The sequence below is a fragment of the Sorangium sp. So ce117 genome (genome assembly GCF_051524395.1).
GTDB lineage: Bacteria > Myxococcota_A > Polyangia > Polyangiales > Polyangiaceae > Sorangium > Sorangium cellulosum_B.
Genome location: NZ_CP150309.1, coordinates 6,366,607 through 6,390,206 on the forward strand (window position 1 = coordinate 6,366,607; position 23,600 = coordinate 6,390,206).

A 23,600-nucleotide genomic window follows, 5' to 3' on the forward strand; every position below is an offset into this window, starting at 1 on the left:
CGCCCGCAGCGCGAGGCCGCCCCCGCCACGCGACGCCCCGCGACGCCGCCGCTCAAGGACACGCGCCGTCCGGCACTGGATCACGGGTGCGCCGTCGTGAACAGCTCGCCTGGCAACCCGAGCAGCTCCTTACGCGTGAGCCGCTCGACGACCCTGCGCGTGAAGATCAGGTGATCTTCCTCCTCGTGCAGGCGGCGCCGGAACGCCTGCCTCGCCTCGCTGTCGTCCGCCTCGTCGGCGAGCTCGAGCAGCAGCTGCCAGCCGGCGTTGTCGACGAGCTCCGCGGTCAGCAGCGCGTGGAAGAGGTGGGTCGGGTTCATGTCTCCGTCGAGCACGATCTGCTCGATGCCCCGCGACTCGACCGTGACGAGCCGCGACATGTCCGTCTCGGCGTGCGCGTCCCCGCCCAGCCCGCGGATCTGCGCCTCGAGCCACTCCTCGTGCTCCTTCTCCTGGTCCCGGTGCTCCTTGAGCTCGCCGAGCCGGGCCATCAGGAGGGGATCGGCCGCGCGACCGATCTTCTCCACGATGGAGTCGTACAGCTTGACGCCCGCGCGCTCGAAGGTCAGCCGCTCGCTGAGCAGGTCGATGGCCTTGTCCCTGTTCGTCTGTGCAAGCTTCTTCATGGATGCCTCCGACCGGGGCGCATGCGATTCACAGGCCGCCGCGCGCCGCGCCTGCGAGGCGGCGAGGCGGGCAGAGCGCCGGCCGGGCGCGGCGCGCGGCGATCAGAGGTGCTCTGTCAGGTACTCGACGATGGCGCGGTTCGCGTAATGGCTCGCGGCCGGCGACCGGTAGCCGTGCCGCTCGCCCGGGAACACGAGGGTGTCGAACCGCTTGTCCGCTCCCATCAGCGCCTCGATCATCTTCGCCGTGTGCGCAAAGTGCACGTTCTCATCCATGAGCCCATGCATGAGGAGCAGCTTGCCGCGCAGGTTGCCCGCGCGCTTCGTGAGATCGGTCGCCTCGTACCGCGCGGCCTCCTTGTCGAGGAGGCCCATGTACCGCTCCGTGTAGCCCGTGTCGTAGAGCCGATCGTCGCTCACCGGTGATCCCGCGACGCCCACGTGGAAGCGGTCCGGCGCCATGAGGAGCGCCTCCAGCGCCATCCTGCCGCCGTAGCTGTGGCCGTAGATCCCGACGCGGCCCGCGTCGACGTAAGGCAGCGTCTTCAGGAAATCGAGGCCCGCGATCTGGTCGGCGAGCTCGACCTCGCCGAGGCGCCCGTAAATGGCGGACTCGAACGCGCGCCCGCGGTTCGCCGAGCCGCGGTTGTCGAGCTGAAAGACCACCACCCCGCGGTCCGCGAGGTGATTCCAGAGGAGCCACGGAGACCACGAGTTGAAGACCGTCTGGACGCCGGGCCCCCCGTACACGCTCACCACGACCGGATAGCGGCGGCCGGGCTCGATCCTCCGCGGCGCGAGCAGCGCGCCGTAGAGCGTGTCGCCGCTCGCGGCGCGCACCTCGACGATCTCGGGGGCGCGCAGCTCGAGCTCCGCGAGCTCGCGGTCCACGGGCGCCGGCAGCGCGCCGACCTCGGCGTTGTCAGCGCCCCTCACCGCCCCTCTCCACGGTCGATCCAGGGCCGCGTGGAGCTCGACGTACCCCGGCCCCCTCGGATCCACGGTGATCTGGTGCATCCCCGGGTCGGACGTGAGCCGCTTCACCTCGCCGCCCGCGAGGGGCACGGTGTAGAGGTGGCGCTCGGTCGGGCCGTCCTTCGTCGCCACGAAGCGCGCGAGGCCGCGCTCCTCGTCCGGCGGAAGGAGCGAGGTGATGTCCCAGTCGCCCGCGGTGAGCCTGGCGAGCTCGGCGCCCGAGCCGGCGTCCCGCAGCGCGAGGTGGCGGTGGCCGCCCTCGGCGGTCGACCAGAGGAACCTCGGCGAGCGCTCGAGGAGCCGCATGTCGGCGAAGTCCACCCACGTCGGCGAGGTCTCGACGACGACCTCGGTGGCCTCGCCCGAGCGCGGCCTCGCGCGGAGGAGCGAGAGGCGCTTCTGGTCGCGCGAGAGGGTCTGGAACCAGAGCGCCTTGCCGTCTTCCGCCCAGGCGAACCGGCCGAGGTAGCGCTCGCCTCCGCCATCGCCGCCCTTCCACGCGAGCCATGTCGTCTTCCTGGTGGCGAGATCGAGGATGCCCGCCCTGACGCGGGGGTTCTTGCCGCCGACGCGCGGATAACGCGCCATCATGAGATCTTCCTTGCCGTCGCGGAAGCCGAGGACTGGCACCTTCTCGACCTCTCGCTCGTCGACCTCCAGGTAAGCCACCCGGTCGCAGCGGGGGGAGATCCAGAAGCCGCTCGGCTCATCGAACTCCTCCTGACCGTTGAAGTCGCTCAGGCCGCGCGAGACCCCCTCGGGCGCCCCCCGGGTCAGCGCCGTCTCGCGGCGCGAGGCGACGTCGATCATGAAGAGCTCGCGCCCGCGGACGAACACCACCCGCTCGCCGCCGTCGCACACCTTCGGATCGATCTCCGGCTCGGGGGTGTCGGTGAGCCGCGCGATCGCCCCTCTCGGGTCGCGCGCGTCGCGCAAGAAGAGGTCACCGCCGAAGGGGATGAGCAGGACCTCTGCCCGCTTCGCCCACGAATAGGCCGTGATCCCCCTGGAGAACATGCGCTGTCGCTCGCGGCGGAGCTCCTCCTCGCGGGACAGCGGCTTCGCGTCCTTCAGCAGGTCGCCCGAGGCGACGAGCTGCCGAATCTCGCGCGATGTGGTGTCGAAGGCGAAGAGCGCCTGCTCCGGCCCGTCCGCCTGCCGCTGGAGGTAAGTGATCAGCTTGCCGCCGGGCGCGTACTGGATCGCCCTGGGCAGCCGCGCTCCGAGCGGCGGTTGCCTGCCGAGGTGGGCGTACGTGATCCGGCTCGCCTCCGGCCCGGCGATGCGCGTCTTCTCCGGCGAGGCGGCCTGCTTCACCGCCGACGCGCCGGCCGGGGCGGCCTTGGCGGGCAGGCCGGCCCTCGGCGGGGACGTGCCGGTGGGCGGGGCGCACGCGGCGACCGAGAGGACGGCGAGCAACCCAGAGCGAGCGGGGAGCAGCGGACTTCGCATGCCCGCTATCTCTCCCGTCGCCATGGAGATGTCAAACAGCGCTGCGCGCCGCGGGAAAGGCCGAGGCGCGCGGGCTCACCTTGGTCTTGATACTTTCTTGATGGCAACCCTCCCCCATCTTGACGGCCCTTTGACCCGCGGAGCACTACGTTCAGTCCCGCTCGGCCGGCACGGACGAAAGCACGCCCGATGCGGCCGATGAGGTCGCCATGGATATGGTTTACATGGGGCTGACGCTCCTCCTGTTTTCGCTGTTCGCAGGGCTCATCAAGCTCTGCGAGAGGATTTGAGCGCCATGATCGCGTTCACCTGGATCTCGGGCATTCTCGCCCTGAGCCTGCTGCTTTACCTGATCTTCGTGCTCCTCAAGCCGGAGAGCCTGTCATGACCGCCAGCGGCGCGCTCCAGACAGCGATCTACCTTGCCGCCCTCATCGGCCTCTCCGTCCCGCTCGGCGCCTACATGGCGCGGGTCTACCAGGGCGATCGGGGCCTCATGGTCCGCGTGCTCGGGCCGCTCGAGCGGCTCATCTACCGCGCTGCGGGCGTGCGCGTGGATCAGGAGATGCGCTGGCAGGACTACGCCTTTGCCGTGCTCGCGTTCAACCTGGCCGGGCTCGTCGCCGTCTATGCCCTTCAGCGGCTCCAGGGCGTCCTGCCCCTGAACCCCGAGGGCATGGGCGCCGTCCCTCCCGATCTCGCGTTCAACACCGCCTCGAGCTTCGCCTCCAACACGAACTGGCAAGCATACGGCGGCGAGTCGACGCTCAGCTACCTGACGCAGATGGCCGGGCTCGGCGTGCAGAACTTCGTCTCCGCCGCGACCGGGATGGCCGTGCTCGTCGCGCTGATCCGCGGGATCACGCGGAGGACAGCGGACACCGTCGGCAGCTTCTGGGTCGATCTCGTCCGGAGCACCCTTTACATCCTCCTGCCGCTCTCGCTCCTGCTCGCTGTCCTCCTCGTGTCCGAGGGGGTCGTGCAGGGCTTCGGGAGCTACCAGAGCGCGTCGCTGCTCCTGGCCGTCAAGGACCAGAGCGGCAGCGCCGTCGCTCATCAGGTGATCCCGATGGGGCCCGCAGCCTCGCAGATCGCGATCAAGCAGCTCGGGACGAACGGAGGCGGCTTCTTCAACGTGAACTCGGCGCACCCGCTCGAGAACCCCACGGCCCTCTCGAACTTCCTCGAGATGCTCGCGCTGCTCCTCATCCCCGCTGCGCTCTGCCACACGTTCGGCCGGATGGTGGGCGACAGGCGCCAGGGCTGGACGGTGCTCGCCGCGATGACGGCCATCTTCGTTGTCCTCCTCGTCGCCTGCATCGCCTCGGAGCAGGCGGGCAACCCCGCCCTCTCCGGCCTGGGCGTCGACCAGGCGGCGAGCGCGCTCCAGGCCGGCGGCAACATGGAGGGGAAGGAGGCGCGCTTCGGCATCACGAGCTCCGCCCTCTGGGCGACCGCCACCACGGCGGCCTCGAACGGTTCGGTCAACGCGATGCACGACTCCTTCACGCCCCTCGGCGGCCTCGTGCCCCTCTGGCTCATGCAGCTCGGCGAGGTGGTCTTCGGCGGGGTCGGCTCCGGCCTCTACGGCATGCTCATGTTCGTCGTCATCGCCGTCTTCGTGGCCGGCCTGATGGTCGGCCGCACGCCGGAATACCTCGGCAAGAAGATCGAGGCGTTCGAGATGAAAATGGCGTCCCTCGTCGTGCTCTTCCCCGCGATCACGGTGCTCCTCGGCACCGCCATCGCGGTGATGACCGAGGAGGGACGGAAGGGCGTCTTCAACCCCGGGCCGCACGGGTTCAGCGAGGTGCTCTATGCGTTCTCGTCCGGCGCGAACAACAACGGCAGCGCCTTCGGCGGCCTCGGCGCGAACAGCCCGTTCTACAACACCGCCATCGGCGTCGCGATGCTCATCGGTCGTTATGCGCTGATCGTCCCCGTGCTCGCGCTCGCGGGCGCGCTCGCGCGGAAGAAGCTCGTCCCGGCCGGCCCGGGCACGCTGCCCACGCACACACCGCTGTTCGTCGCGCTCCTGACAGGCACCGTCGTGCTCGTCGGAGCGCTCACGTACGTCCCCGCGCTCGCGCTCGGTCCGATCGTCGAGCACCTGGAGATGACCCGATGACCATGCGCCTGCATCCCGTCGGCGAGGCGAGCCCCAGGCGCGGCGCGCCTGCTCCCCTGCTCCCCGAGCTGTCGCCGCCACCGAGGTCGCGCCACCCGTCCCGCGACGTGGAGGGGAAGAAGACCGCGGCGAGGCCGCTCCTCGACCCCGCGATCCTGAGGCCGGCGATCGTCGCCGCGTTCCGCAAGCTCGACCCCCGCCACCAGGTCAAGAACCCGGTGATGTTCGTGGTCCTGGCCGGGAGCGCGCTCACAACGGCCCTGTTCGTGCACGCGCTCTTTCACCACGAGCGCGCGGGCGATGCGCCGGCCGGGTTCACCCTCGCCATCTCCGTGTGGCTCTGGTTCACCGTGCTCTTCGCGAACTTCGCGGAGGCCGTGGCCGAGGGGCGCGGCAAGGCGCAGGCGGACACGCTGCGCAAGGCACGGCGCGACGTCGAGGCCGTGAAGCTCTCCGCCCCGGAGCGCGACGCGGCGCGGACCTCCGTACGAGCGTCGAGCCTCCGGCGAGGAGACCTCGTGCTCGTGGAGGCAGGCGCGATCATCCCCGGCGACGGCGACATCATCGTCGGCGTCGCGTCCGTCGACGAGAGCGCCGTCACAGGCGAGAGCGCCCCTGTGGTGCGGGAGAGCGGCGGCGACAGGAGCGCTGTCACCGGCGGGACACGCGTCCTGTCCGACTGGCTCATCCTCCGCATCTCCAGGAACCCCGGCGAGGCGTTCCTCGATCGCATGATCTCGATGGTGGAGGGCGCGAAGCGCAAGAAGACGCCGAACGAGATCGCGCTCGACATCCTGCTCGCCGCGCTCACCATCGTCTTCCTCCTCGCGACCGTGACGCTGCTGCCGTACTCGATCTTCAGCGTCCGGGCCGCGGCGCAGGGGACCCCGGTCAGCATCACCGTGCTCGTGGCGCTGCTCGTCTGCCTGATCCCCACCACCATCGGCGGGCTGCTCTCGGCCATCGGCATCGCCGGGATGGACCGCATGATCCAGGCGAACGTCATCGCCACGTCGGGCCGCGCGGTCGAGGCGGCGGGCGACGTGGACGTGCTGCTGCTCGACAAGACCGGCACGATCACGCTCGGAAACCGGCAGGCGATGGAGCTCATCCCGGCGGACGGGATCGGGGCGCAGGCGCTCGCCGACGCTGCGCAGCTCGCGTCGCTCGCCGACGAGACCCCCGAGGGGCGCAGCGTCGTCGTGCTCGCCAAGGAGAAGTACGGCCTGCGCGAGCGCGATCTCTCGACCCTCGGCGCCCGCTTCGTCCCCTTCACCGCGCAGACCCGGATGAGCGGCGTCGACAGCGGCGCGCGCGAGATCCGGAAGGGCGCCGTCGACGCGATCGAGGCCTACGTGAAGGAGAAGGGCGGCGCGGTCCCGCCCGCGGTGCGGGCGGCGACGGAGGCCATCGCCCGGAAGGGCGGCACGCCGCTCGTGGTCGCCGAGGGCAGCGCGGTGCTCGGCGTCATCCACCTCAAGGACATCGTGAAGGGCGGCATCAAGGAGCGCTTCGGCGACCTCCGGCGCATGGGCATCAAGACGGTGATGATCACGGGCGACAACCCGCTCACCGCCGCCGCCATCGCCGCCGAGGCCGGCGTCGACGACTTCCTGGCGCAGGCCACGCCCGAGGCCAAGCTCTCGCTGATCCGCGAATACCAGACGGGTGGACGGCTCGTCGCGATGACCGGCGACGGGACGAACGACGCCCCCGCGCTGGCGCAGGCGGACGTCGCGGTCGCCATGAACACGGGCACCCAGGCCGCGAAGGAGGCCGGGAACATGGTCGACCTCGACTCGAACCCGACCAAGCTCATCGAGATCGTCGAGATCGGCAAGCAGCTCCTGATGACGCGGGGCGCGCTCACGACCTTCAGCCTGGCGAACGACGTCGCGAAGTACTTCGCCATCATCCCGGCGGCCTTCGTCTCGACGTATCCTGCGCTCGGGCGGCTCGACGTGATGGGGCTCGCCACGCCGCGGAGCGCCGTGCTCTCCGCGGTGATCTTCAACGCGCTCGTCATCGTCGCGCTCATCCCGCTCGCGCTCCGGGGCATCCGCTACCGGTCCGTCGGCGCGGAGCGGATGCTCCGCAGGAACCTGCTCGTCTACGGCCTCGGCGGGCTCATCGCGCCGTTCGTGGGGATCAAAGGGATCGATCTGCTCCTCTCCGCCCTCGGCCTCGCGTGAGGTCCCAAGGAAAGAACACAATGCTCGCGCACCTGCGACCCGCCCTCGTCCTCCTCCTCGTCCTCACCGGCCTCACGGGGTTCGCCTACCCGCTGCTCTCGACCGCCATCGCGCAGGCCGCGTTCCCCCATCAGGCGAACGGCAGCCTCGTGCTCCAGGGCGGCCGCGTGGTCGGATCGCGCCTGCTCGGCCAGGCGTTCAACGACTCGCACGACCCGCGCTACTTCTGGGGCCGCCCCTCGGCGACGAGCCCTGTCCCCTACGCGGGGCAGGCCTCCGCCGGGAGCAACCTCGGGCCCACGAACCCTGCGCTGGTCGAGGCGGTCAAGGCCAGGATCGAGGCGCTCCGCGCCGCGGATCCAGAGGCCGCCGCGCCGGTGCCGGTCGACCTGGTGACCGCCTCCGGCAGCGGCCTCGATCCGCACATCAGCCCCGCGGCGGCGGAGTACCAGGTGAGGCGCGTGGCGCGCGCGCGGAACCTGGGAGAGGAGGAAGTTCGCCGGCTCGTCGCGCGGCACACCGAGGGGCGCTTTCTCGGCCTCCTCGGCGAGCCCCACGTCAACGTGCTCCTCCTGAACCTCGCCCTCGACGGCGCCCGCTGAGGAGAGCACGAGCGGTGGCGGACACACGCGACGACCGGCCGGATCCCGAGGCGCTGCTCGCCGCCGCCCGCGAGGAGGAGGAGCGCGAGGGGAAGGGCAAGCTCAAGCTCTTCTTCGGCGCCGCGCCCGGCGTCGGCAAGACGTACGCGATGCTGCTGGCGGCGCGGTCGCTCCGCGAGGAGGAGGTCGATGTCGTCGTCGGGTGGGTCGAGACGCACGGGCGCGCCGAGACGGAGGCGCTCCTCGACGGGCCTCCGCCGCTGCCGCGCCTGCCGGCGATCGAGGTCGAGCACCGCGGCAGGACGCTGCGTGATTTCGACCTCGACGCCGCGTTGAAGCGCCGTCCGAAGCTCCTCCTCGTCGACGAGCTCGCGCACACGAACGCGCCGGGGCTCCGGCACCCGAAGCGCTGGCAGGACGTCATGGATCTCCTCGACGCGGGGATCGACGTCTACACCACCCTCAACGTCCAGCACATCGAGAGCCTGAACGACGTGGTGGCCCAGGTGACCGGCGTCGTGGTCCGGGAGACGGTGCCGGACTCGATGATCGGGCGCGCCGACGAGATCGAGCTGATCGACCTCCCGCCGGACGACCTCCTCGAGCGGCTGCGCGAGGGCAAGGTCTACCTCTCGGAGCAGATCGAGCGCGCGGCGAGCAACTTTTTCCGCAAAGGCAACCTGATCGCCCTGCGCGAGCTCGCCCTGCGGCGCACCGCCGAGCGCGTCGACGATCAGATGCGCGGCTACATGCGCGCCCACGGGATCCAGGAGACGTGGGCCGTCGCCGAACGGATCCTCGTCTGCGTCGGGCCGAGCCCCATGTCGGCGCGGCTCATCCGGGCGACGCGGCGGATGGCCGGCAGCCTGAAGGCGGAGTGGCACGCGGTGTACGTGCGGACGCCGGCCCAGGCGCGGCTGACCGCGGCCGATCGCGCGCGGGTCGACCGAAACCTCGCGCTCGCGGAGCGCCTCGGCGCCACCACGGTCCAGCTCCACGGCGCGGAGGTCGCCGCGGAGGTCCTGCGGTACGCCAGGCAGCACAACGTCAGCAAGATCGTCGTCGGCAAGCCGACCCACCCTCGCTGGAAGGACTTCATCTACGGCTCGCTGCTCGACGATCTCGTGCGCCAGAGCGCCGACATCGACGTCTACGTCATCCAGGGGACGGCGGAGGCGCAGCGGTCCGAGGTCGGGTCGCCCGAGCGGCGCCGCGTCGCGCCGCTGGCGTACGCCCTCAGCGCGTGCGTGGTGGCGCTCTGCACGCTGGTCTCGTGGATCATGCACCCGTTCTCCGACCTGGCGAACCTCATCATGGTCTACCTGCTCGGGGTGGTCTTCGTCGCGAGCCGCTTCGGGCGAGGCCCCTCGGTGCTCGCGTCGGTGCTCGGCGTCGCGGCCTTCGATTTCTTCTTCGTCAAGCCGTACCTGACCTTCGTGGTCAGCGATCTCCAGTACCTCCTTACGTTCGCGATCATGCTGCTCGTGGCGCTGATCATCGCCGGCCTCACCGTGCGCATCCGCCTCGACGCCGAGAGCGCCGGCCAGCGCGAGCAGCGCACCGCGGCGCTCTACGCGATGAGCAGGGAGCTGACCGCCCTGCGCGAGACCGACAAGCTCAGCCTCGCTGCAGCGCGCCACGTGCGCGACGTCTTCGAGGCGGATGCGGTCGTCCTCCTTCCCGGCCCGGACGGCCGCCTCGCCGTCTGCGCCGGGACAGCGGAGGATCTGGTCGCCGGCGAGCAGGAGCGGGCGGTCGCGGAGTGGGCCTATGCGCGCGGCAAGGCCGCGGGGGCCGGGACCGATACGCTCCCGAGCGCGGGCGCGATGCACCTGCCGCTCCACGGGTCCACCGGGCCCATCGGCGTCCTCAGCGTCCGGCCGCGCGGGTCGTGGCAGTCCCTCGACCTGAGCCGGCGCGAGCTGCTCGGCGCCTTCGCCGCGCAGACGGCGCTCGCGCTGGAGCGCGCCCTGCTCGCGAGGCAGGCCCAGCGCGCGCAGCTGCACGCCCAGGCGGAGGAGCTCCGCAACGCCCTCCTGAGCTCGGTCTCGCACGATCTGCGCACCCCGCTCGCCACGATCACCGGCGTCGCGGGCGCGCTGCTCGACGAGGGGGCCGCGCTCGACCCGGCGGCCCGGCGCGACCTGACGCAGACCGTGCTGGAGGAGGCGCAGCGGCTCGAGCGCCTCGTGCGCAACCTGCTCGACATGACGCGCCTGGAGTCCGGGGCGCTCGCGGTGAAGAAGGAGTGGCTGCCGCTCGAAGAGATCGTGGGGGCGGCGCTGAACCGGGTCGAGGAGCGCCTGGAAGGCCGGGAGGTCTCGATCGAGCTCGACCGGGCGGCGGAGCTCGTCCCGATGGATGGCGTGCTGATGGAGCAGGTGCTCATCAACCTGCTCGAGAACGCGCTCAAGTACTCGCCCGCCGGCAGCCCGATCGCGATCCGCGGGTTCACGGAGCAAAGCATGGCGATGCTCGAGATCATGGATCGCGGTCCAGGCCTGCCGCCCGGCGAGGAGGAGGCCATCTTCGAGAAATTCCACAGGGGCCGGGGCCAGACGCAGCGCGGGCTCGGCCTCGGCCTCACCATCTGCCGCGGCCTCGTGGCCGCGCACGGCGGGCGGATCACAGCGGAGAATCGGCCTCATGGAGGCGCGGTCTTCCGCGTGACATTGCCCATCGAGGGCCGCCCGCCGAACCTCGCCGCCCCGGAGCTGCCGGCGGCCGCGGGCGCTTGATATCGTGGGTGCGCGATGGCGGAAGCGTCTCCTCTCGTGCTGCTGATCGAGGACGAGCCGCAGATGCGCCGCTTCTTGCGCGCGATGCTGGCGGCCCGCGGCTATCGGCTCGTGGAGACGGAGACGGGCGCCGAGGGGATCGCCCAGGCGACGACGCGCAATCCGGATCTCGTGCTCCTCGATCTCGGGCTCCCTGACATGGATGGCCTGGAGGTGACCCGGCGGCTCCGGGAGTGGAGCGCTGTCCCGATCATCGTGCTGTCGGCCCGCGGCCAGGAGCAGGACAAGATCGACGCGCTGGACGGCGGGGCCGACGACTACCTGACCAAGCCGTTCAGCGCGGGCGAGCTCCTGGCGCGGCTGCGCGTGGCGCTGCGCCATGCCGCCCACGCGGCGCACGGGACGAAAGCGGAGAACTCGAGCTTCAAGGTGCAGGACGTCGAGGTCGACCTCGCGCGCCGGGTCGTGCTGCGGGCGGGCGAGGAGATCCACCTGACACCGATCGAGTACAAGCTGCTCACGACGCTGATCCGACACGCCGGGAAGGTGCTGACGCACCGCCAGCTCCTCGGCGAGGTGTGGGGCCCTGCCTACGCGGGGCAGACACACTATCTGCGCGTCTACATGGCGCAGCTCCGGCACAAGCTGGAGCGCGACCCGGCGCGACCGCAGATCCTGATCACCGAGCCCGGCGTGGGCTACCGGCTCAAGGGGACTCGAGTCGAGCCGTAGTTCCATCCTCCAGGAGTCCAGCCGTGGATCTGGAGAGAGATTTCAACGCAAAGTCGCCAAGACGCAAAGTCGCAAAAAAGAACAGATTTACGTGACCACCAGCGACCTGTCCGTGTTGAGCGACACGCCGATCCCCTCCGCCTCCTCGCGGATTCGTTCCAGCGCGCGGTTGGCCCACGCCCGCCCGCGGGGCGAGTCGGGCGCGAGCACGACCATGTCGTCGAGATACCGTACGTATGTCAACAGGGCCTCCCCTCGGTTCAGGGCATGATCCAGCTCGTTCAGCGCGACATTCGGTTCGGGGCGATCTACTGCGCCGCCGGCAAGCTCTGCGCAGCGTTCGTCACCCTGCCGGACGGCGTCACCATCGCGGTGTTCGTTCCGGCCGGCCTGGAGCGCGCCGGAGGCTAAGAAGTCCGAACGACCTGGCCGATGTCGAGCTCTCTCCGCGCCGTCCCCCAAGCAGACATCATCTTCGTTCGAAGCGTTTCTGGCAGCCGACGTAAGATCTTGGCAGGACAGAGGACATCCCCGCTTGAGGAAGTGCGTCTCGAGGCCTACAGCTTACGAGCAATTGACCGGTTCGGGGAATGTGCGACAATTGCGCTCCTTGCGCGCTCCAGGGGCGGCGCGATGCGTCTCGCGTCCTGCCGGCCGAGGTAGCACGAGCAAGGCGATGGGGGGATATCATGCTGTCTTCGTTTCACGAACGGGCGCTGTCGCTGGCGTCCCTGATAGGCATCGTTGTCGCGGTGACATCCTGTGAGCAGCGGCACGCGGCGCGAGGCACGGACGTCGTGGCAGCGCGCCTCGCAATAGGAGTACACGACCATGATGCGGATGACGAACATCGCAATAATGCATGCGAACCAACATTCGTCGCCGCATACACCTACGACATTGGTCAGGCGCAGGGCGTCGTCCTGAGAGACTTCGACGGCGACGGAGCGCTCGATCTCGCCGTGACATCCACCGATATGGATGTCGGCGTGAACGTGCTGCTCGGCAACGGCGACGGCACCTTCGGGCAACTGCGGCTCTTCCTCAGCCCCAACGCCGGCGCGCTCGTCGCGGAGGACTTCGACGGCGATGGCATCATCGACCTGGCGACGGCGGGCCTCAGCGTGAGCGTCCTGCTCGGCAACGGCGATGGCACATTCCAGGCGGTGACGAGCGTCGTTTCCGGCGACCTCCACTCGGCGATGACCGCAGGTGACTTCGACAGCGACGGCGACATCGATCTTGCCGTCGACGACCTGGATAGCCAGGGGGTGAATGTGCTGCTCAATCGCGGAGACGGCACCTTCCTGCCCCCAGCGATCTACGCGATCGGCGCGCCCACGTTCGACGTCAAGACGGCAGACTTCAATGGTGACCAGGTGCTCGATCTCGCGGTCGCGAGCGAGGTCGACGTGAGCATCCTGCTCGGCAGCGGCGACGGTACCTTCCAGCCTGCGGTGCCTCTCGCCGTTGGTCCCGCCACCAGCCACATCGTCGCCGGCGACTTCAACGATGACGGCGCGCCCGACCTCGCCGTGGGGCGCGGTGTCGCTGTGTTGATCAATCGCGGAGACGGCACCTTCCAGTCTCCGGTGATTGCTTTCTCCCCCGGGGGGAACACCATCACCGCCGAGGACTTCAACGGCGACGGTGCGCTCGACCTCTCCGTGGTGAGCTCCAACGGCGCTGTCGCCGTGCTGCCGGGCAACGGCGACGGCACCTTCCAGCCGCCGCCGGGCATCTTCGCCGGCGGCTGGGGTGCCGCCAACATAGCGGCCGGCGACCTCGATGGCGACGGCGCCGTCGACATGGTCACCTCCAACATCTTCGGCAGGGACGTCACCGTCCTTCTCGGCAACGGCGACGGCACCTTCGTCGCCGCGCAGATCTTCAGGCCCGGATCGAGCCCTTCAGTGGCGGACATCAACCGAGACCACGTGCCCGATCTCGTGGCCGCTGTCATAAGCGGCGTCGGCGTGATGCTCGGCAACGGCGACGGCACTTTCCAGTCGCCCATCATCACCGTTACCGACACGTCCCTCGATCGCCTCGTCGTGGAGGACTTCAACAATGACCACGAGCTCGACGTCGCAGTGACGAGCTTTTCCAACAACAACGTGAGCATTCTCCTCGGCAACGGGGACGGCACCTTCCAGCCCCCGCAGACGCAAGCCACCGGCGCCAGTCCCTTCGCCGTCGTCGCGGCGGACTTCAACAGGGATCACGACATCGACCTCGCGGTGTCGAACATAGGGACCAACGACGTGAGCGTTCTCCTTGGCAACGGAGACGGCACCTTCAAGACTGCCATTGGTTTCCCCGCCGGCGTCGGGCCTCGGTTCATGGCTCTGGGCGACTACAACAACGACAAGAAGCTGGACCTCGCCGTCGCGAGCTCCAACAGCCACGACGTGCGCGTCCTCCTTGGCAACGGGGACGGCACCTTCAAGACACTGCCGCAGAGCTTTCCCACTGGCACGCGGCCCCTCGGTATCGCAACGGGGGATCTCGACGGCGATCGCGTGCTCGATCTGGCCGTAACGAACATGACCGCGGGCACCGTGAGCGTGCTGTTCGGCAACAGGGACGGCACCTTCCGCAGCGGTCCGACCATCCCGACCGGCCTCCGGCCGATCTCCGTGGTGATCGTGGACATCGACGGGGACAAGGAGCGCGATGTCCTCGTCGCCAACAACGATAGCAACGACATCGTCTTGCTTCTGGGGCGGGGAGACGGGACGTTCGACCCGCCCCGCAGCGTCACCTCGGCCGTGGGGCCGGCCGTGCTCAGCGTGGCCGATCTCAACCACGACCATCAACTCGACCTCGTGTATGGCTCGTTCTCCGGCGGAGTGGGCGTGCAGCTGAACACTTCGTGTAGCTCGGATAACGAAGGGTAACGGCGACAACGTTCGAGCGCCGCCCCCCTGGCCCGGGCGCGTCCATCTCCCCCGGACTCACGCCGAGGCGCGGGGGGCGGCCAGCCTGGCGCACGGAACCGACCAGCGAGCGTGGCCTCAGCTCGCGATGCGCCGGAGCACGATGACCGGCCGCCCCGCGTCGCGCGAGCGATCGATATCCACCTTGCAGTCGAGCATCCAGTCGTTGTGGTCCTCGGGATCGGCGATGATCTGCTGGACAACCCAGGAGCCGCCGTCCTCGGCGGGGTGGATGATCGTGTTGCTCGGGCTCCGGGCCGCCGGATCGGTGCGAATCGCCGCGTGCTCCGCGTAATAGCCTCGGAGCGCCTCGTCCAGCCGATCCGCCGTCCAGGGCGCCTCCTCCCCCTCCACCATCTCGGCGGCGACCTCGTAGTCGCGGCGGGCCAGCGCGCGCAGGAAGAAGAAGAGCTCGTTCCTCACGAGCACCGTGAACTCCTTGACGTTCCGCGTGACGTCGAACGCGGCCGGCTCCACGGCGCCGCCCGGGGCCGCCGCGCGCGGCTGGAACGACGGGTCGCGCAGCCGCTCCCACTCGTCGAGCAGGCTCGAGTCCACGCCGCGGATGAGCGCCCGGAAATAGGCGATCATCTCGCCGGTGTCGCTGTCCTTCGCGTACTCGGGCACCGTCTGGACGAGCGCCTTGTACACCTCGGAGACGTACCTGAGGAGCAGCCCCTCCGCCCGTTCCAGGTTGTACTCCCGGATGTACTCGCTGAACGACAGGTATTGCTCGTACATCTCGCGCGCCACGCCCTTCGGACGGATGTTCTCCTGCCCCACCCAGGGGTGCCGCCGCGCGAAGTCGTTGAAGGTCCCGTAGATGAACTCGCGGTTCGGCCTCGGATAATCGAGCTTCTCGAGCTCCTCCATCCGCTGCTCGTACTCCACGCCCGCCGCCTTCAGCTCGGCGAGCTTCTCGGTCTTCAGCCGATCGAGCTGCTTCTGCAGGATGAGATCGGGGTTCTCGAGGATCGACTCGACGAGCGTCAAGAGATCGAGCGGATAGGTGCCGCTGTCGGGATCCAGCTTGCCCACCGTCTCGAGGACGTAGAGCGAGAGGGCGTGGTTCAGCGAGAAGTCTTCCTGGAGATCCGCGTTGATGCGGAGGCGCTTGCCCGGCCCGTCTTCCCTGGGGACGAACTCGATGATGCGCGCCTCCACGAGCGAGCGGAAGAGGAGCATCGCCGTCCTGCCGTGCTGGCGCCGGACCGCCGGCCGATCGTGGGTGCCGCGGATGAGCCGCTTCAGCGCCAGACAGCCGCCCTCCTCGCGCCCGAGCACGTTGACGAGCATGCCGTGCGTGACCTGGAACCGGGACACGAGCGGCTCGGGCGGCGACTGGATCAGCTTCTCGAACGTCTGCCGGTCCCAGTGCACATAGCCCTTCTCCGGCGGCTTCTTCCTGACGATCTTCCGCCGCTTGGCCGGGTCGTTCCCCGCCTTCGCGTCGAGCCTCATGTTCTCGATGACGTGCTCCGGCGCCTGGGCGACGACGCTCCCCTGGTTGTCGAACCCCTTCCGGCCGGCCCGGCCGCTGATCTGCTGGAAGTCACGCACGCTCAGGATGGCCGTCTTCTCGCCGTCGAACTTGCAGAGCTTCGTGAACAGCACCGTGCGGATCGGGATGTTGACGCCGACGCCGAGCGTGTCCGTGCCGCAGATGATCTTGAGGTGCCCCTGCTGGGCCAGCTTCTCGACGAGCAGCCGGTATTTCGGCAGGAGCCCCGCGTGGTGGAGCCCGATCCCGTGCCTGACGAAGCGCTGCACCTCGCGGCCATAGGGGCTCGAGAACTTGAAGGGGCCCCCGAACGCGGACCCCGGCCCTGCGCCCGCGAGGGCGGCGGTGATCGCGCGCTTCTCCTCCTTGGTGCAGTAGTCCTGGCTCATCAGGTTCTGCGCCTCCTCGGCGCAGCCCCGCTGCGTGAAGCTCACGATGTAGATCGGCGCCTTGCCGCCCTTCACGAGCGTCGCGACGGTCTCGTGGAGCGGCGTCTCGCGGTACTCGAAGTCGAGCGGCACCGGGCGCACTGTCGACTTGATCACGGCGGTCTGCTCGCCCGTCAGGCGCGTGAGCTCCTCCTGGAAAAACTCGGTGCCTCCGAGCGTGGCGCTCATGAGCAAGAACCTCGCCTGCGGCAGCGTGAGCAGCGGGATCTGCCAGGCCGCGCCGCGATCGCGATCCGAGTAGTAGTGGAACTCGTCCATGATCACGTAGTCGCAGAGCGCCTTCTCGCCCTCGCGGAGCGCGATGTTCGCGAGGATCTCCGCGGTGCAGCAGATGATGGGCGCGTCGCGGTTCACGGCCGCGTCGCCCGTCAACATACCCACGTTCTCGGGGCCGAAATCGCTGCAGAGCGAGAAGAACTTCTCGCTGACGAGCGCCTTGATCGGGCACGTGTAGTACGACTTCATCCCCTCGGCGAGCGCCTTGAAGTGCATGGCGGCCGCGACGAGCGACTTGCCCGAGCCGGTCGGCGTGTTGAGGATCACGTTCTTGCCGCCGAAGATCTCGAGGATGGCCTCCTCCTGCGCCGGGTAGAGCTCGAGCCCCCGCTCGGCGACGTAGTCGAGGAAGCCGTTGAGGAGGTCGTCGGCCGTGAAGTCGTGAGGCGACGGCGGGAGGCGAGCGAGGAGCGGAGCGGCGGCTTGATCCATGGCGGCTGTCGGGCGCGCGCCCATGGGCGCGGGCCCACCATGCAGAAGCCTGGTTTCAGCGAGAATGCAAGCAAACTCCTCCATGTCCAGGTCGGATCGCTTGCGACGCGCGATCGGAGCGGGACCGACGCAGCAGGCGCAACCGACACCGCTGTCGCGCTGGCGCGACCGACACGGCAGACGGAAGAGGCGGAGCGGACGCCGCAGGCTGCGCCCAGGCAAGCAGGACGAGCAGAGGACGGTGGCGATCGGAGCACCATGCCGCCCGCAGCGTCACGCGATCGTGATAGCGTGGCCGGACGAAACAGTAGGGGGAGCGCCATGCACACACGGCCGAGCGGGCGGGTGCATGGAGGATCAGGGCGAGCGGCGGATGGGGGAAACGGCCGGACAGCCAGCCTGGGCGATGCGAGCGCCAAGCAGGGGGACCGCGCGGATCGACGCGTCGAGCGGGAGGATCCTGCGCGTCAGCAGCTCGCTTTGCCTGCTGCTGGGCTACTCGGAGGGCGAGCTGCTCCAGAAGAAGCTGTCGGATCTCGCGCTGCCGGAAGACCGCGCGGGCTCGCTGGCCGCGTGGCGCTCGCTCCTCGAAGCCGACGAGGAGGAGCTCACCTTCGAGATGAGCTGCCGCTGCAAGGACGGCGGCGTCCGCTCGCTCCACGTGACCGGCGTCTTCGTCCGTGACGTCCGACAGAGGCCGTATCGCGCGGTGGTGTTCGTCGAGGACATCACCGAGCCGAGGAACGCGGAGGAGCGGGCGCTCGCCGCGGAGCAGGCGCTGGCGGAGAGCGATGCCCAGCTGCGGAGCATCTTCCACAGCAACATGGCCCCGATGGCCTTCTGGACACATGACGGGCGCATCATCGAGGCGAACGAGGCCTATCTGAAGCTCGTGGGCCACACGCGGGAAGAGGTCACGGCCGGCCTGGTCCGCTGGGATGCCGACATGTCGCCGGAGGATCGCGCCGCCGGCGACCGCGCCCTGGCGGAGCTGCGGGCGAGCCGGTGGACGTTCACGCCCTTCGAGAGGACCTATGTGCTGCGCGACGGCACGCGCCTCAAGATGCTGGTGAGCGGCTGTCTGCTGCCTGGTGAGCGGTACGAGGAGGCCGGCTTCGCGATCGTGCTCGACATGACGGCGCTCCGGCAGACGGAGGCGGCGGTCCAGCGGTGCGAGCAGGTCTTCCGCGCCATCGGGGAATCCATCGACTATGGCCTCTGGGTCAGCGACGCGGCAGGACAGAACATCTACAGCAGCCACGCGTTCCTCCAGATGGCCGGGATAAGGCAGGAGGAGTGCTCGGGCCACGGGTGGATCGAGACGCTGCACCCGGACGACCGGCAGAAGGTCGCGATCTTCGAGGAGTGCGTGCGGCGGGGTGAGCCGTTCGAGGAGGAGCTCCGTTACGTCAGCCCTGACGGCGCCGTCCACCCCGTCCTCAACCGGGGCGTCCCGGTCCGCGACGAGCGAGGCGAGATCACCGCCTGGGTCGGCATCTGTCTCGATGTCAGCCGGCTCAAGCGCACGGAGGAGGCGCTGCGCGAGAGCGAGGGCCGGCTCCGCGCGGCGCTCGACGAGGCGCAGCGGGTCATCGCCGAGCGCGGGCGCCTGGAGGACGAGCTCCGCGCGCGCGAGCGGGAGCTCGCGTCGCTGATGGCGAACTCGCCCGACGTGATCTACCGCCTGGACCTCGACCTGCGCTGCACCTTCATGTCGCCCACCTCGGGGACGGTGATGGGGTTTCCGCCGGAGCATTACATCGGCAGGACGCCCCGCGAGAACGGGCTCCCGAGCGAGGTGATCGAGGTGAGCGAGGCCGCGTGCCGCGAGGCGCTCGCGACGGCCAGGCCGCAGCGGCTGGAGTTCAGCCTCGGCGGGCGGCGGTTCCGCGCCCGGATCATCCCCGAGCTCGGGCCCGAGGGCACCGTGGACTCGTTCATGGGGATCACCGAGGACGTCACCGCGGAGCGGCTGGCCGAGGAAGAGCGCCTGAAGCTGCTCGAGAGCGAGCGCGCCGCGCGCGACGAGGCGGAGCGGGTGAGCCGGGTCAAGGACGACTTCGTCGCGACGCTCTCGCACGAGCTGCGCTCGCCCATCAACGCCATCCTCGGCTGGGCGCGCATCCTGCGGGGCCGGGCGCCCGAGGCGCAGACGCTCGCGCGGGGGCTCGAGGTCATCGAGCGCAACGCGCGGCTCCAGGCCGACATGGTGTCCGAGCTGCTCGACATGAGCCGGATCGTCTCGGGGAAGCTGCGGCTCGACGTGCAGCCGGTCGACCTGCCGACGGTCATCCAGAGCGCGCTCGAGGCGATCCAGCTCGCGGCCGAGACCAAGGGGATCGCGGTCGCCTCGAGCATCGACCCCGAGGCGAGCTCCCTGAGGGGGGATCCCGCGCGGATCCACCAGGTCGTCTGGAACCTCCTGTCGAACGCCGTGAAGTTCACGCCCCCGGGCGGGCGGATCGACGTCGCGCTGCGGCGCGCGGGCGCGCACGCCGCGCTGTCGGTGACCGACACCGGGATGGGCATCGCCCCGCAGTTCCTCCCCCACCTGTTCGAGCGCTTCCGGCAGGCGGACGCGTCCTCGACGAGGAAGCACGGCGGGCTCGGCATCGGGCTGTCGATCGTCAAGCACCTGGTCGAGCTGCACGGCGGCACCGTGGAGGTCACGAGCCAGGGCGAGCATCTGGGCGCGACCTTCACCGTGACGCTTCCGCTCGCCGGCGTCTCGCAGGAGGCGCCCGACGCGGCGGAGCGCCCCAGCGAGGCGTGCGCCGAGGCGCCGGCCGACTACCCGGGCGCGTCGCTCGCCGGCATGCGGGTGCTGGTGGTCGACGATCAGCCCGACGCGCGCGAGGTCGCCCAGCGCGTGCTGGAGGAGTGCGAGGCGACGGTCACGACCGCGGGATCCGCCGCCGAGGCGCTGGCCATCCTTTCGCAGGATCGGCCCGACGTCATCGTCAGCGACCTCGGGATGCCGGGCGAGGACGGCTTCCAGCTCATCCGCAGGGTGCGGGGCCTCGGCGAGGCGCGGGGCGGGGCGACGCCGGCCGTCGCGCTCAGCGCGCTGGCGCGGGCCGAGGACAAGGCGCGGGCGCTCGGTGCCGGGTACCAGGCGCACGTCGCCAAGCCCCTGGATCCGGCGGAGCTCGTCGGGGTGATCGCGGCGCTGGCCAAGGATCGGCCGAATCTGACGAATCTGACGAATCTGACGAACGAGACGGCTCCGACCGATCGGACGAGCCGATGAGCGGCGGTTGCTCTGGGGGAGCTCCTTGGATTAGGTAGAAGCCTTTACGGCGCCGTCCGCGGCAGGATGGCGAGCACGGTCATGGTCCAACAGATTTCCGTGAAAGAGCTCTTTCTGAAGCTGAAGGCGGGCGAGCCCGTGTACCTCCTCGACGTGCGCACGCCCGGCGAGCACGAGATCGCCGCGCTGCCGGGCAGCACGCTGATCCCGCTGAACGAGCTCGTCGAGCGGGCCGACGAGGTCGCGCCCGGCGAGGGCGCGCTGGTCGTCGCCTACTGCCACCATGGCGTCCGGAGCCTCTCGGCCGCCGCCCTCCTCGAGAAGCTCGGCCACGAGCGCGTCGCCTCGCTCCAGGGCGGCATCGACGCGTGGTCGATCCACATCGACGAGAGCGTCCCGCGGTACTGATCCCCCATCGACCAGCTCAGTTGAGCGAGGCGGCGCCGAGCCGGAAGTAGAGCGATCGGCCTGCGCCGCACGCGCTGCAGGCGACCTTCGCGACGCGGAGGCGGACGCCGTCGAGCGTCTCGGCCGTGTGGTCCTCCACGCGGAGGGCGCCGCGGCAGCGCGGGCACGGGATCGACCGGGCGGCCACCTCGACCTGCGAGGCCGCGTCGAGGGGGATGGCGCGCCCGGGGGTGTGGCCCGGCTCGAGCAGCGCGAGCCGCTCGATATCGCGGGTGAGCTTCGCCGACGTGCGATCGCTTTCGCGCCGGGCGGCGCGGGCCGAGAGCTTCTTCTTCGCCATGATGCCTGTCCCTGCGGCCCGCCGGCGCGGAGACGCCGCCCGCGCGGGGAGCGCGAGGCCGGGTCTACCGCCTGTCGCGGAGCGGCTCCAGGCCCTCGTACACATCCTCGGCGCCCCCGCCGTACACGTCGCGCTCTGGCGAGACGGTGCGCGAGCGGAGGGTGCCGGGCCGCCGCAACTTGGGGGGCCGGACCCCCTGCGGGCGGTGTTCGGAGACCGCCGCGGGGTCGGGCGTCGTGGCGGGAGCGTCGACCGCGGAGGGCGAGTCGGCCCCGGCCGGATCCGCGGGTTGCGAGGGCGCTTCCGGGGCCGGCGCGACGCCGGAGGGCGCGGGCGTGTCAAACGGCGCAGGGCCGGCCGTGCTCGCGAGGGTCGTCGGCGCGTCCTGGCCCGCCGGCGACGTGGTAGCCACCGGCGCGCTCGAGCTCGCTGTCCAGCGCGCCGCGCCGATCGCCACCGCGGCGAGGAGAGTTGCGGCGGCCGCGATCCACGCGCCCGCGTTGCGGCGCCAGAGGAACGCGCGGGAGCTCCACCGATCGCGGCGGCGTTCGGTCCCTTCGCGCGGGCTCCAGGCGATCTCCTTCCCGTCCGGCTGGGTCAGCGGCACCGCCCGCTTGCCCGCGCCGAGCTGCCGCGGCGGCGCCTCCCGCTTGCGCGCCATCGTCAGCGTGGGGCCGTCCTCGCACGCCATCGTCAGCGTGGGGCCGTCCTCGCGCGCCATCGTCAGCGTGGGGCCGTCCTCGCGCGCCATCGTCAGCGTGGGGCCGTCCTCGCGGGCCATCGTCAGCGTGGGGCCTTCCTCGCGCGCCGTCGTCGGCGTCGGCGTCGGACCGTCCTCGCGCGCCGTCGTCGGCGCCGGTGTCGGACCGTCCTCGCGCGCCATCGTCAGCGTGGGGCCGTCCTCGGGAGCCGTCTTCAGCGCGATGCCGCTGTCCTGCGCCGTCTTCAGCGCGGCGCCGCTGTCCTGCGCTGTCGCCGGCGCGGGGTCGATGTCCTGCGCCATCTTCAGCGCGGCACCGCCGCCCTGCGCTGTCGCCAGCACGGACCCGCTGCCTTGCGCCATCTTCAGCGCGAGGCCGTCGCTTCGGGACATCGTCAGCGTGGGGCCGTCCTCGGAGCTCCCCCCGGGCGAGGACCGGTCGCTCCGCACCATCTTCAGCGTGGGCCTGCTGTCCTGCGCCGGGGTCGTGGGGCCGCCGCTCCGCGCCAGCGCCAGCGAGGGCCGCTCCGCGACGGCCACGAGGGGGAGCGTGCGACGCTCGCTGGACGGCGCGTCGGCGCTGGACGAGGTCGCCGCCGCGGCGCCCTGGCTGGGCAGGGTGGTCACGTGATCGCCGCCGGGCGAGAGCGCCGTCGAGCACGGACCTGCCCCGGCTCCCGCCGCCTTGTCGGCGTCCGGCAGGGTCGACGACGCGCCCGGGCCGTCGTTGGCCGCGGCGGGGAGCGTGCTGGCGACGCCGTCGCCCGCGGGCCCGACGGGCCGAGACGACGGAAAGGCCTTGCCCCGGGCGATCGCCTCGATCTGCGCCAGGGCGCGGGCGGAGTGCTCCGAGCCGAACGGCGCGAGCTCTCGCGCCAGATCCGCCACGGTCTGGACGCGCAGCTCCGGCTCTTTCTCCAGGCAGCGCAGGATGATGTCCTCGATCCGGGCCGGCAGATCCATCCGGTGCACCCGCGGCGGCGTGGGCGCCTGCATGGCGATGGCGACGAAGAGCGCCGAGATCCTGGACACCTCGAAGGGAAACCGCGCCGTCAGGAGCTGGTAGAGGATGACGCCGAGCGACCAGATATCGGTGCGCGCGTCGACGTCTTTCGAGCACCGCACCTGCTCGGGCGACATGTAGCAGGGGGAGCCGAGCATCATCTCCGACGCCGTGAGCTTGCCGTCGTCCTCGGCGGCGGCCGACTTGGAGAGGCCGAAATCGAGCACCTTGACGATGGGCGCGCCGGTCGCGCCGGTCGTGAGGAAGAGGTTCCCCGGCTTGAGGTCCCGGTGGACGATGCCGCGCGCGTGCGCCTCCGCGATGGCCTCGCAGCCCTGGATCACGTAATCGACCGCCTCGGACACGGGCAAGGGGCCGCGCGCCTCGATCTCCCGCTGGAGATCGCGGCCGCGCAGGTACTCCATGACGAGGTAGGGGACGCCGAGATCGGCCGTGCCGACGTCGATGACGCGGGCGACGTGCTCGCTGCGGATCGCCGCCGCGGCGCGCGCCTCGCGCAGGAAGCGGGCGTTCGCGCCGGGCAGCGTCATCGCGCGGGGCAGGAGGAACTTGACGGCCACGCGCTGGCGCAGCGAGACATGCTCGGCGGCGAAGATGACGCCCATGGCGCCCCGGCCGAGGCTGCGCTCGAGGCGGTATTTCTGCGCGAAGACCTCGCCTATCGCTGGGATGCCCGCCGTTGACGCGGGGGCATCCGGTTCCGATGGCCCGACCTCCATGGGCACACTATAGCCGCGCTCCCGCTTTTTTTGACGCGAAGATGCGGGGCGTCGGGGGTGGGGGGCGGCCGGATGCGGGGGCAGCGGAACGCGGTCGCGAGGGTCGCCGTAGGCGGGC

General features: G+C 70.5%; 16 protein-coding genes. 10 read left to right on the plus strand and 6 right to left on the minus strand.

Going from position 1 to position 23,600, the window contains the following annotated elements; all coding sequences use genetic code 11:
- Window positions 1-80: 80 nt before the first annotated feature.
- Together WMF46_RS23775 and WMF46_RS23780 are read right to left on the minus strand one after the other, a co-directional pair.
- Window positions 81-626 (minus strand): DUF892 family protein, encoded by a 546-nt coding sequence (locus WMF46_RS23775; RefSeq protein ID WP_437987686.1) that lies wholly within the window; start codon window positions 624-626, stop codon window positions 81-83.
- A 102-nt stretch (window positions 627-728) separates the two neighbouring features.
- Entirely contained in the window at window positions 729-3,053 is a 2,325-nt protein-coding gene (locus WMF46_RS23780; RefSeq protein WP_437987687.1) for an alpha/beta fold hydrolase, read from the minus strand.
- Window positions 3,054-3,348: 295 nt separating this feature from the next.
- Here WMF46_RS23780 and kdpF point away from each other — a divergent pair, with 295 nt between their 5' ends.
- From kdpF to WMF46_RS23810, 6 genes are read left to right on the plus strand one after another with little or no spacing between them, the layout of a single operon-like run.
- Entirely contained in the window at window positions 3,349-3,441 is a 93-nt protein-coding gene (kdpF, locus tag WMF46_RS23785; RefSeq protein ID WP_437987688.1) for a K(+)-transporting ATPase subunit F, read from the plus strand.
- Complete coding sequence (gene kdpA, locus WMF46_RS23790; protein WP_437987689.1) at window positions 3,438-5,180, plus strand: potassium-transporting ATPase subunit KdpA; 1,743 nt, start codon at window positions 3,438-3,440, stop codon at window positions 5,178-5,180. Before kdpF ends, kdpA begins: the two co-directional genes overlap by 4 nt.
- The gene (gene kdpB, locus WMF46_RS23795) at window positions 5,177-7,372 is read left to right on the plus strand and encodes a potassium-transporting ATPase subunit KdpB (RefSeq protein WP_437987690.1); all 2,196 of its coding nucleotides are present in this window, start codon (window positions 5,177-5,179) and stop codon (window positions 7,370-7,372) included. Before kdpA ends, kdpB begins: the two co-directional genes overlap by 4 nt.
- Window positions 7,373-7,392: 20 nt before the next feature.
- Window positions 7,393-7,974 carry a potassium-transporting ATPase subunit KdpC gene (gene kdpC / locus WMF46_RS23800; protein ID WP_437987691.1) on the plus strand — a complete coding sequence of 194 codons (582 nt, stop codon included), beginning with the start codon at window positions 7,393-7,395 and terminating at the stop codon, window positions 7,972-7,974.
- A gap of 14 nt (window positions 7,975-7,988) precedes the next feature.
- A complete protein-coding gene (locus WMF46_RS23805; RefSeq protein WP_437987692.1) occupies window positions 7,989-10,712 on the plus strand; it encodes a DUF4118 domain-containing protein in 2,724 nt (907 codons plus the stop codon).
- 15 nt (window positions 10,713-10,727) lie between these two features.
- Window positions 10,728-11,444 carry a response regulator gene (locus tag WMF46_RS23810; RefSeq protein WP_437987693.1) on the plus strand — a complete coding sequence of 239 codons (717 nt, stop codon included), beginning with the start codon at window positions 10,728-10,730 and terminating at the stop codon, window positions 11,442-11,444.
- Between the two features lie 87 nt (window positions 11,445-11,531).
- On the opposite strand, the gene WMF46_RS23815 is transcribed toward WMF46_RS23810, so the two are convergent.
- Window positions 11,532-11,687, minus strand: a complete 156-nt coding sequence (locus WMF46_RS23815) for a hypothetical protein (protein WP_437987694.1) — start codon at window positions 11,685-11,687, stop codon at window positions 11,532-11,534.
- A gap of 24 nt (window positions 11,688-11,711) precedes the next feature.
- Here WMF46_RS23815 and WMF46_RS23820 point away from each other — a divergent pair, with 24 nt between their 5' ends.
- Both WMF46_RS23820 and WMF46_RS23825 read left to right on the plus strand, forming a co-directional pair.
- Window positions 11,712-11,855 carry a hypothetical protein gene (locus WMF46_RS23820; RefSeq protein WP_437987695.1) on the plus strand — a complete coding sequence of 48 codons (144 nt, stop codon included), beginning with the start codon at window positions 11,712-11,714 and terminating at the stop codon, window positions 11,853-11,855.
- 278 nt (window positions 11,856-12,133) lie between these two features.
- On the plus strand, window positions 12,134-14,344 hold the full coding sequence (locus WMF46_RS23825; RefSeq protein ID WP_437987696.1) for an FG-GAP repeat domain-containing protein: 2,211 nt from the start codon (window positions 12,134-12,136) through the stop codon (window positions 14,342-14,344).
- A 117-nt stretch (window positions 14,345-14,461) separates the two neighbouring features.
- On the opposite strand, the gene WMF46_RS23830 is transcribed toward WMF46_RS23825, so the two are convergent.
- A complete protein-coding gene (locus tag WMF46_RS23830; RefSeq protein ID WP_437987697.1) occupies window positions 14,462-17,041 on the minus strand; it encodes a DEAD/DEAH box helicase in 2,580 nt (859 codons plus the stop codon).
- Window positions 17,042-17,447: 406 nt separating this feature from the next.
- On the opposite strand from WMF46_RS23830, the gene WMF46_RS23835 reads away from it, so the two are divergent.
- Window positions 17,448-20,291 (plus strand): hybrid sensor histidine kinase/response regulator, encoded by a 2,844-nt coding sequence (locus WMF46_RS23835; RefSeq protein ID WP_437987698.1) that lies wholly within the window; start codon window positions 17,448-17,450, stop codon window positions 20,289-20,291.
- An 81-nt stretch (window positions 20,292-20,372) separates the two neighbouring features.
- Complete coding sequence (locus WMF46_RS23840) at window positions 20,373-20,699, plus strand: rhodanese-like domain-containing protein (protein ID WP_437283245.1); 327 nt, start codon at window positions 20,373-20,375, stop codon at window positions 20,697-20,699.
- Between the two features lie 16 nt (window positions 20,700-20,715).
- Here the strand turns inward: WMF46_RS23840 and WMF46_RS23845 are convergent, their stop codons facing one another.
- Together WMF46_RS23845 and WMF46_RS23850 are read right to left on the minus strand one after the other, a co-directional pair.
- Window positions 20,716-21,039, minus strand: coding sequence for a hypothetical protein (locus tag WMF46_RS23845; RefSeq protein ID WP_437987699.1), 324 nt, complete (start codon window positions 21,037-21,039; stop codon window positions 20,716-20,718).
- Between the two features lie 64 nt (window positions 21,040-21,103).
- Window positions 21,104-23,482 carry a protein kinase domain-containing protein gene (locus tag WMF46_RS23850; RefSeq protein ID WP_437987700.1) on the minus strand — a complete coding sequence of 793 codons (2,379 nt, stop codon included), beginning with the start codon at window positions 23,480-23,482 and terminating at the stop codon, window positions 21,104-21,106.
- Window positions 23,483-23,600 lie beyond the last annotated feature (118 nt).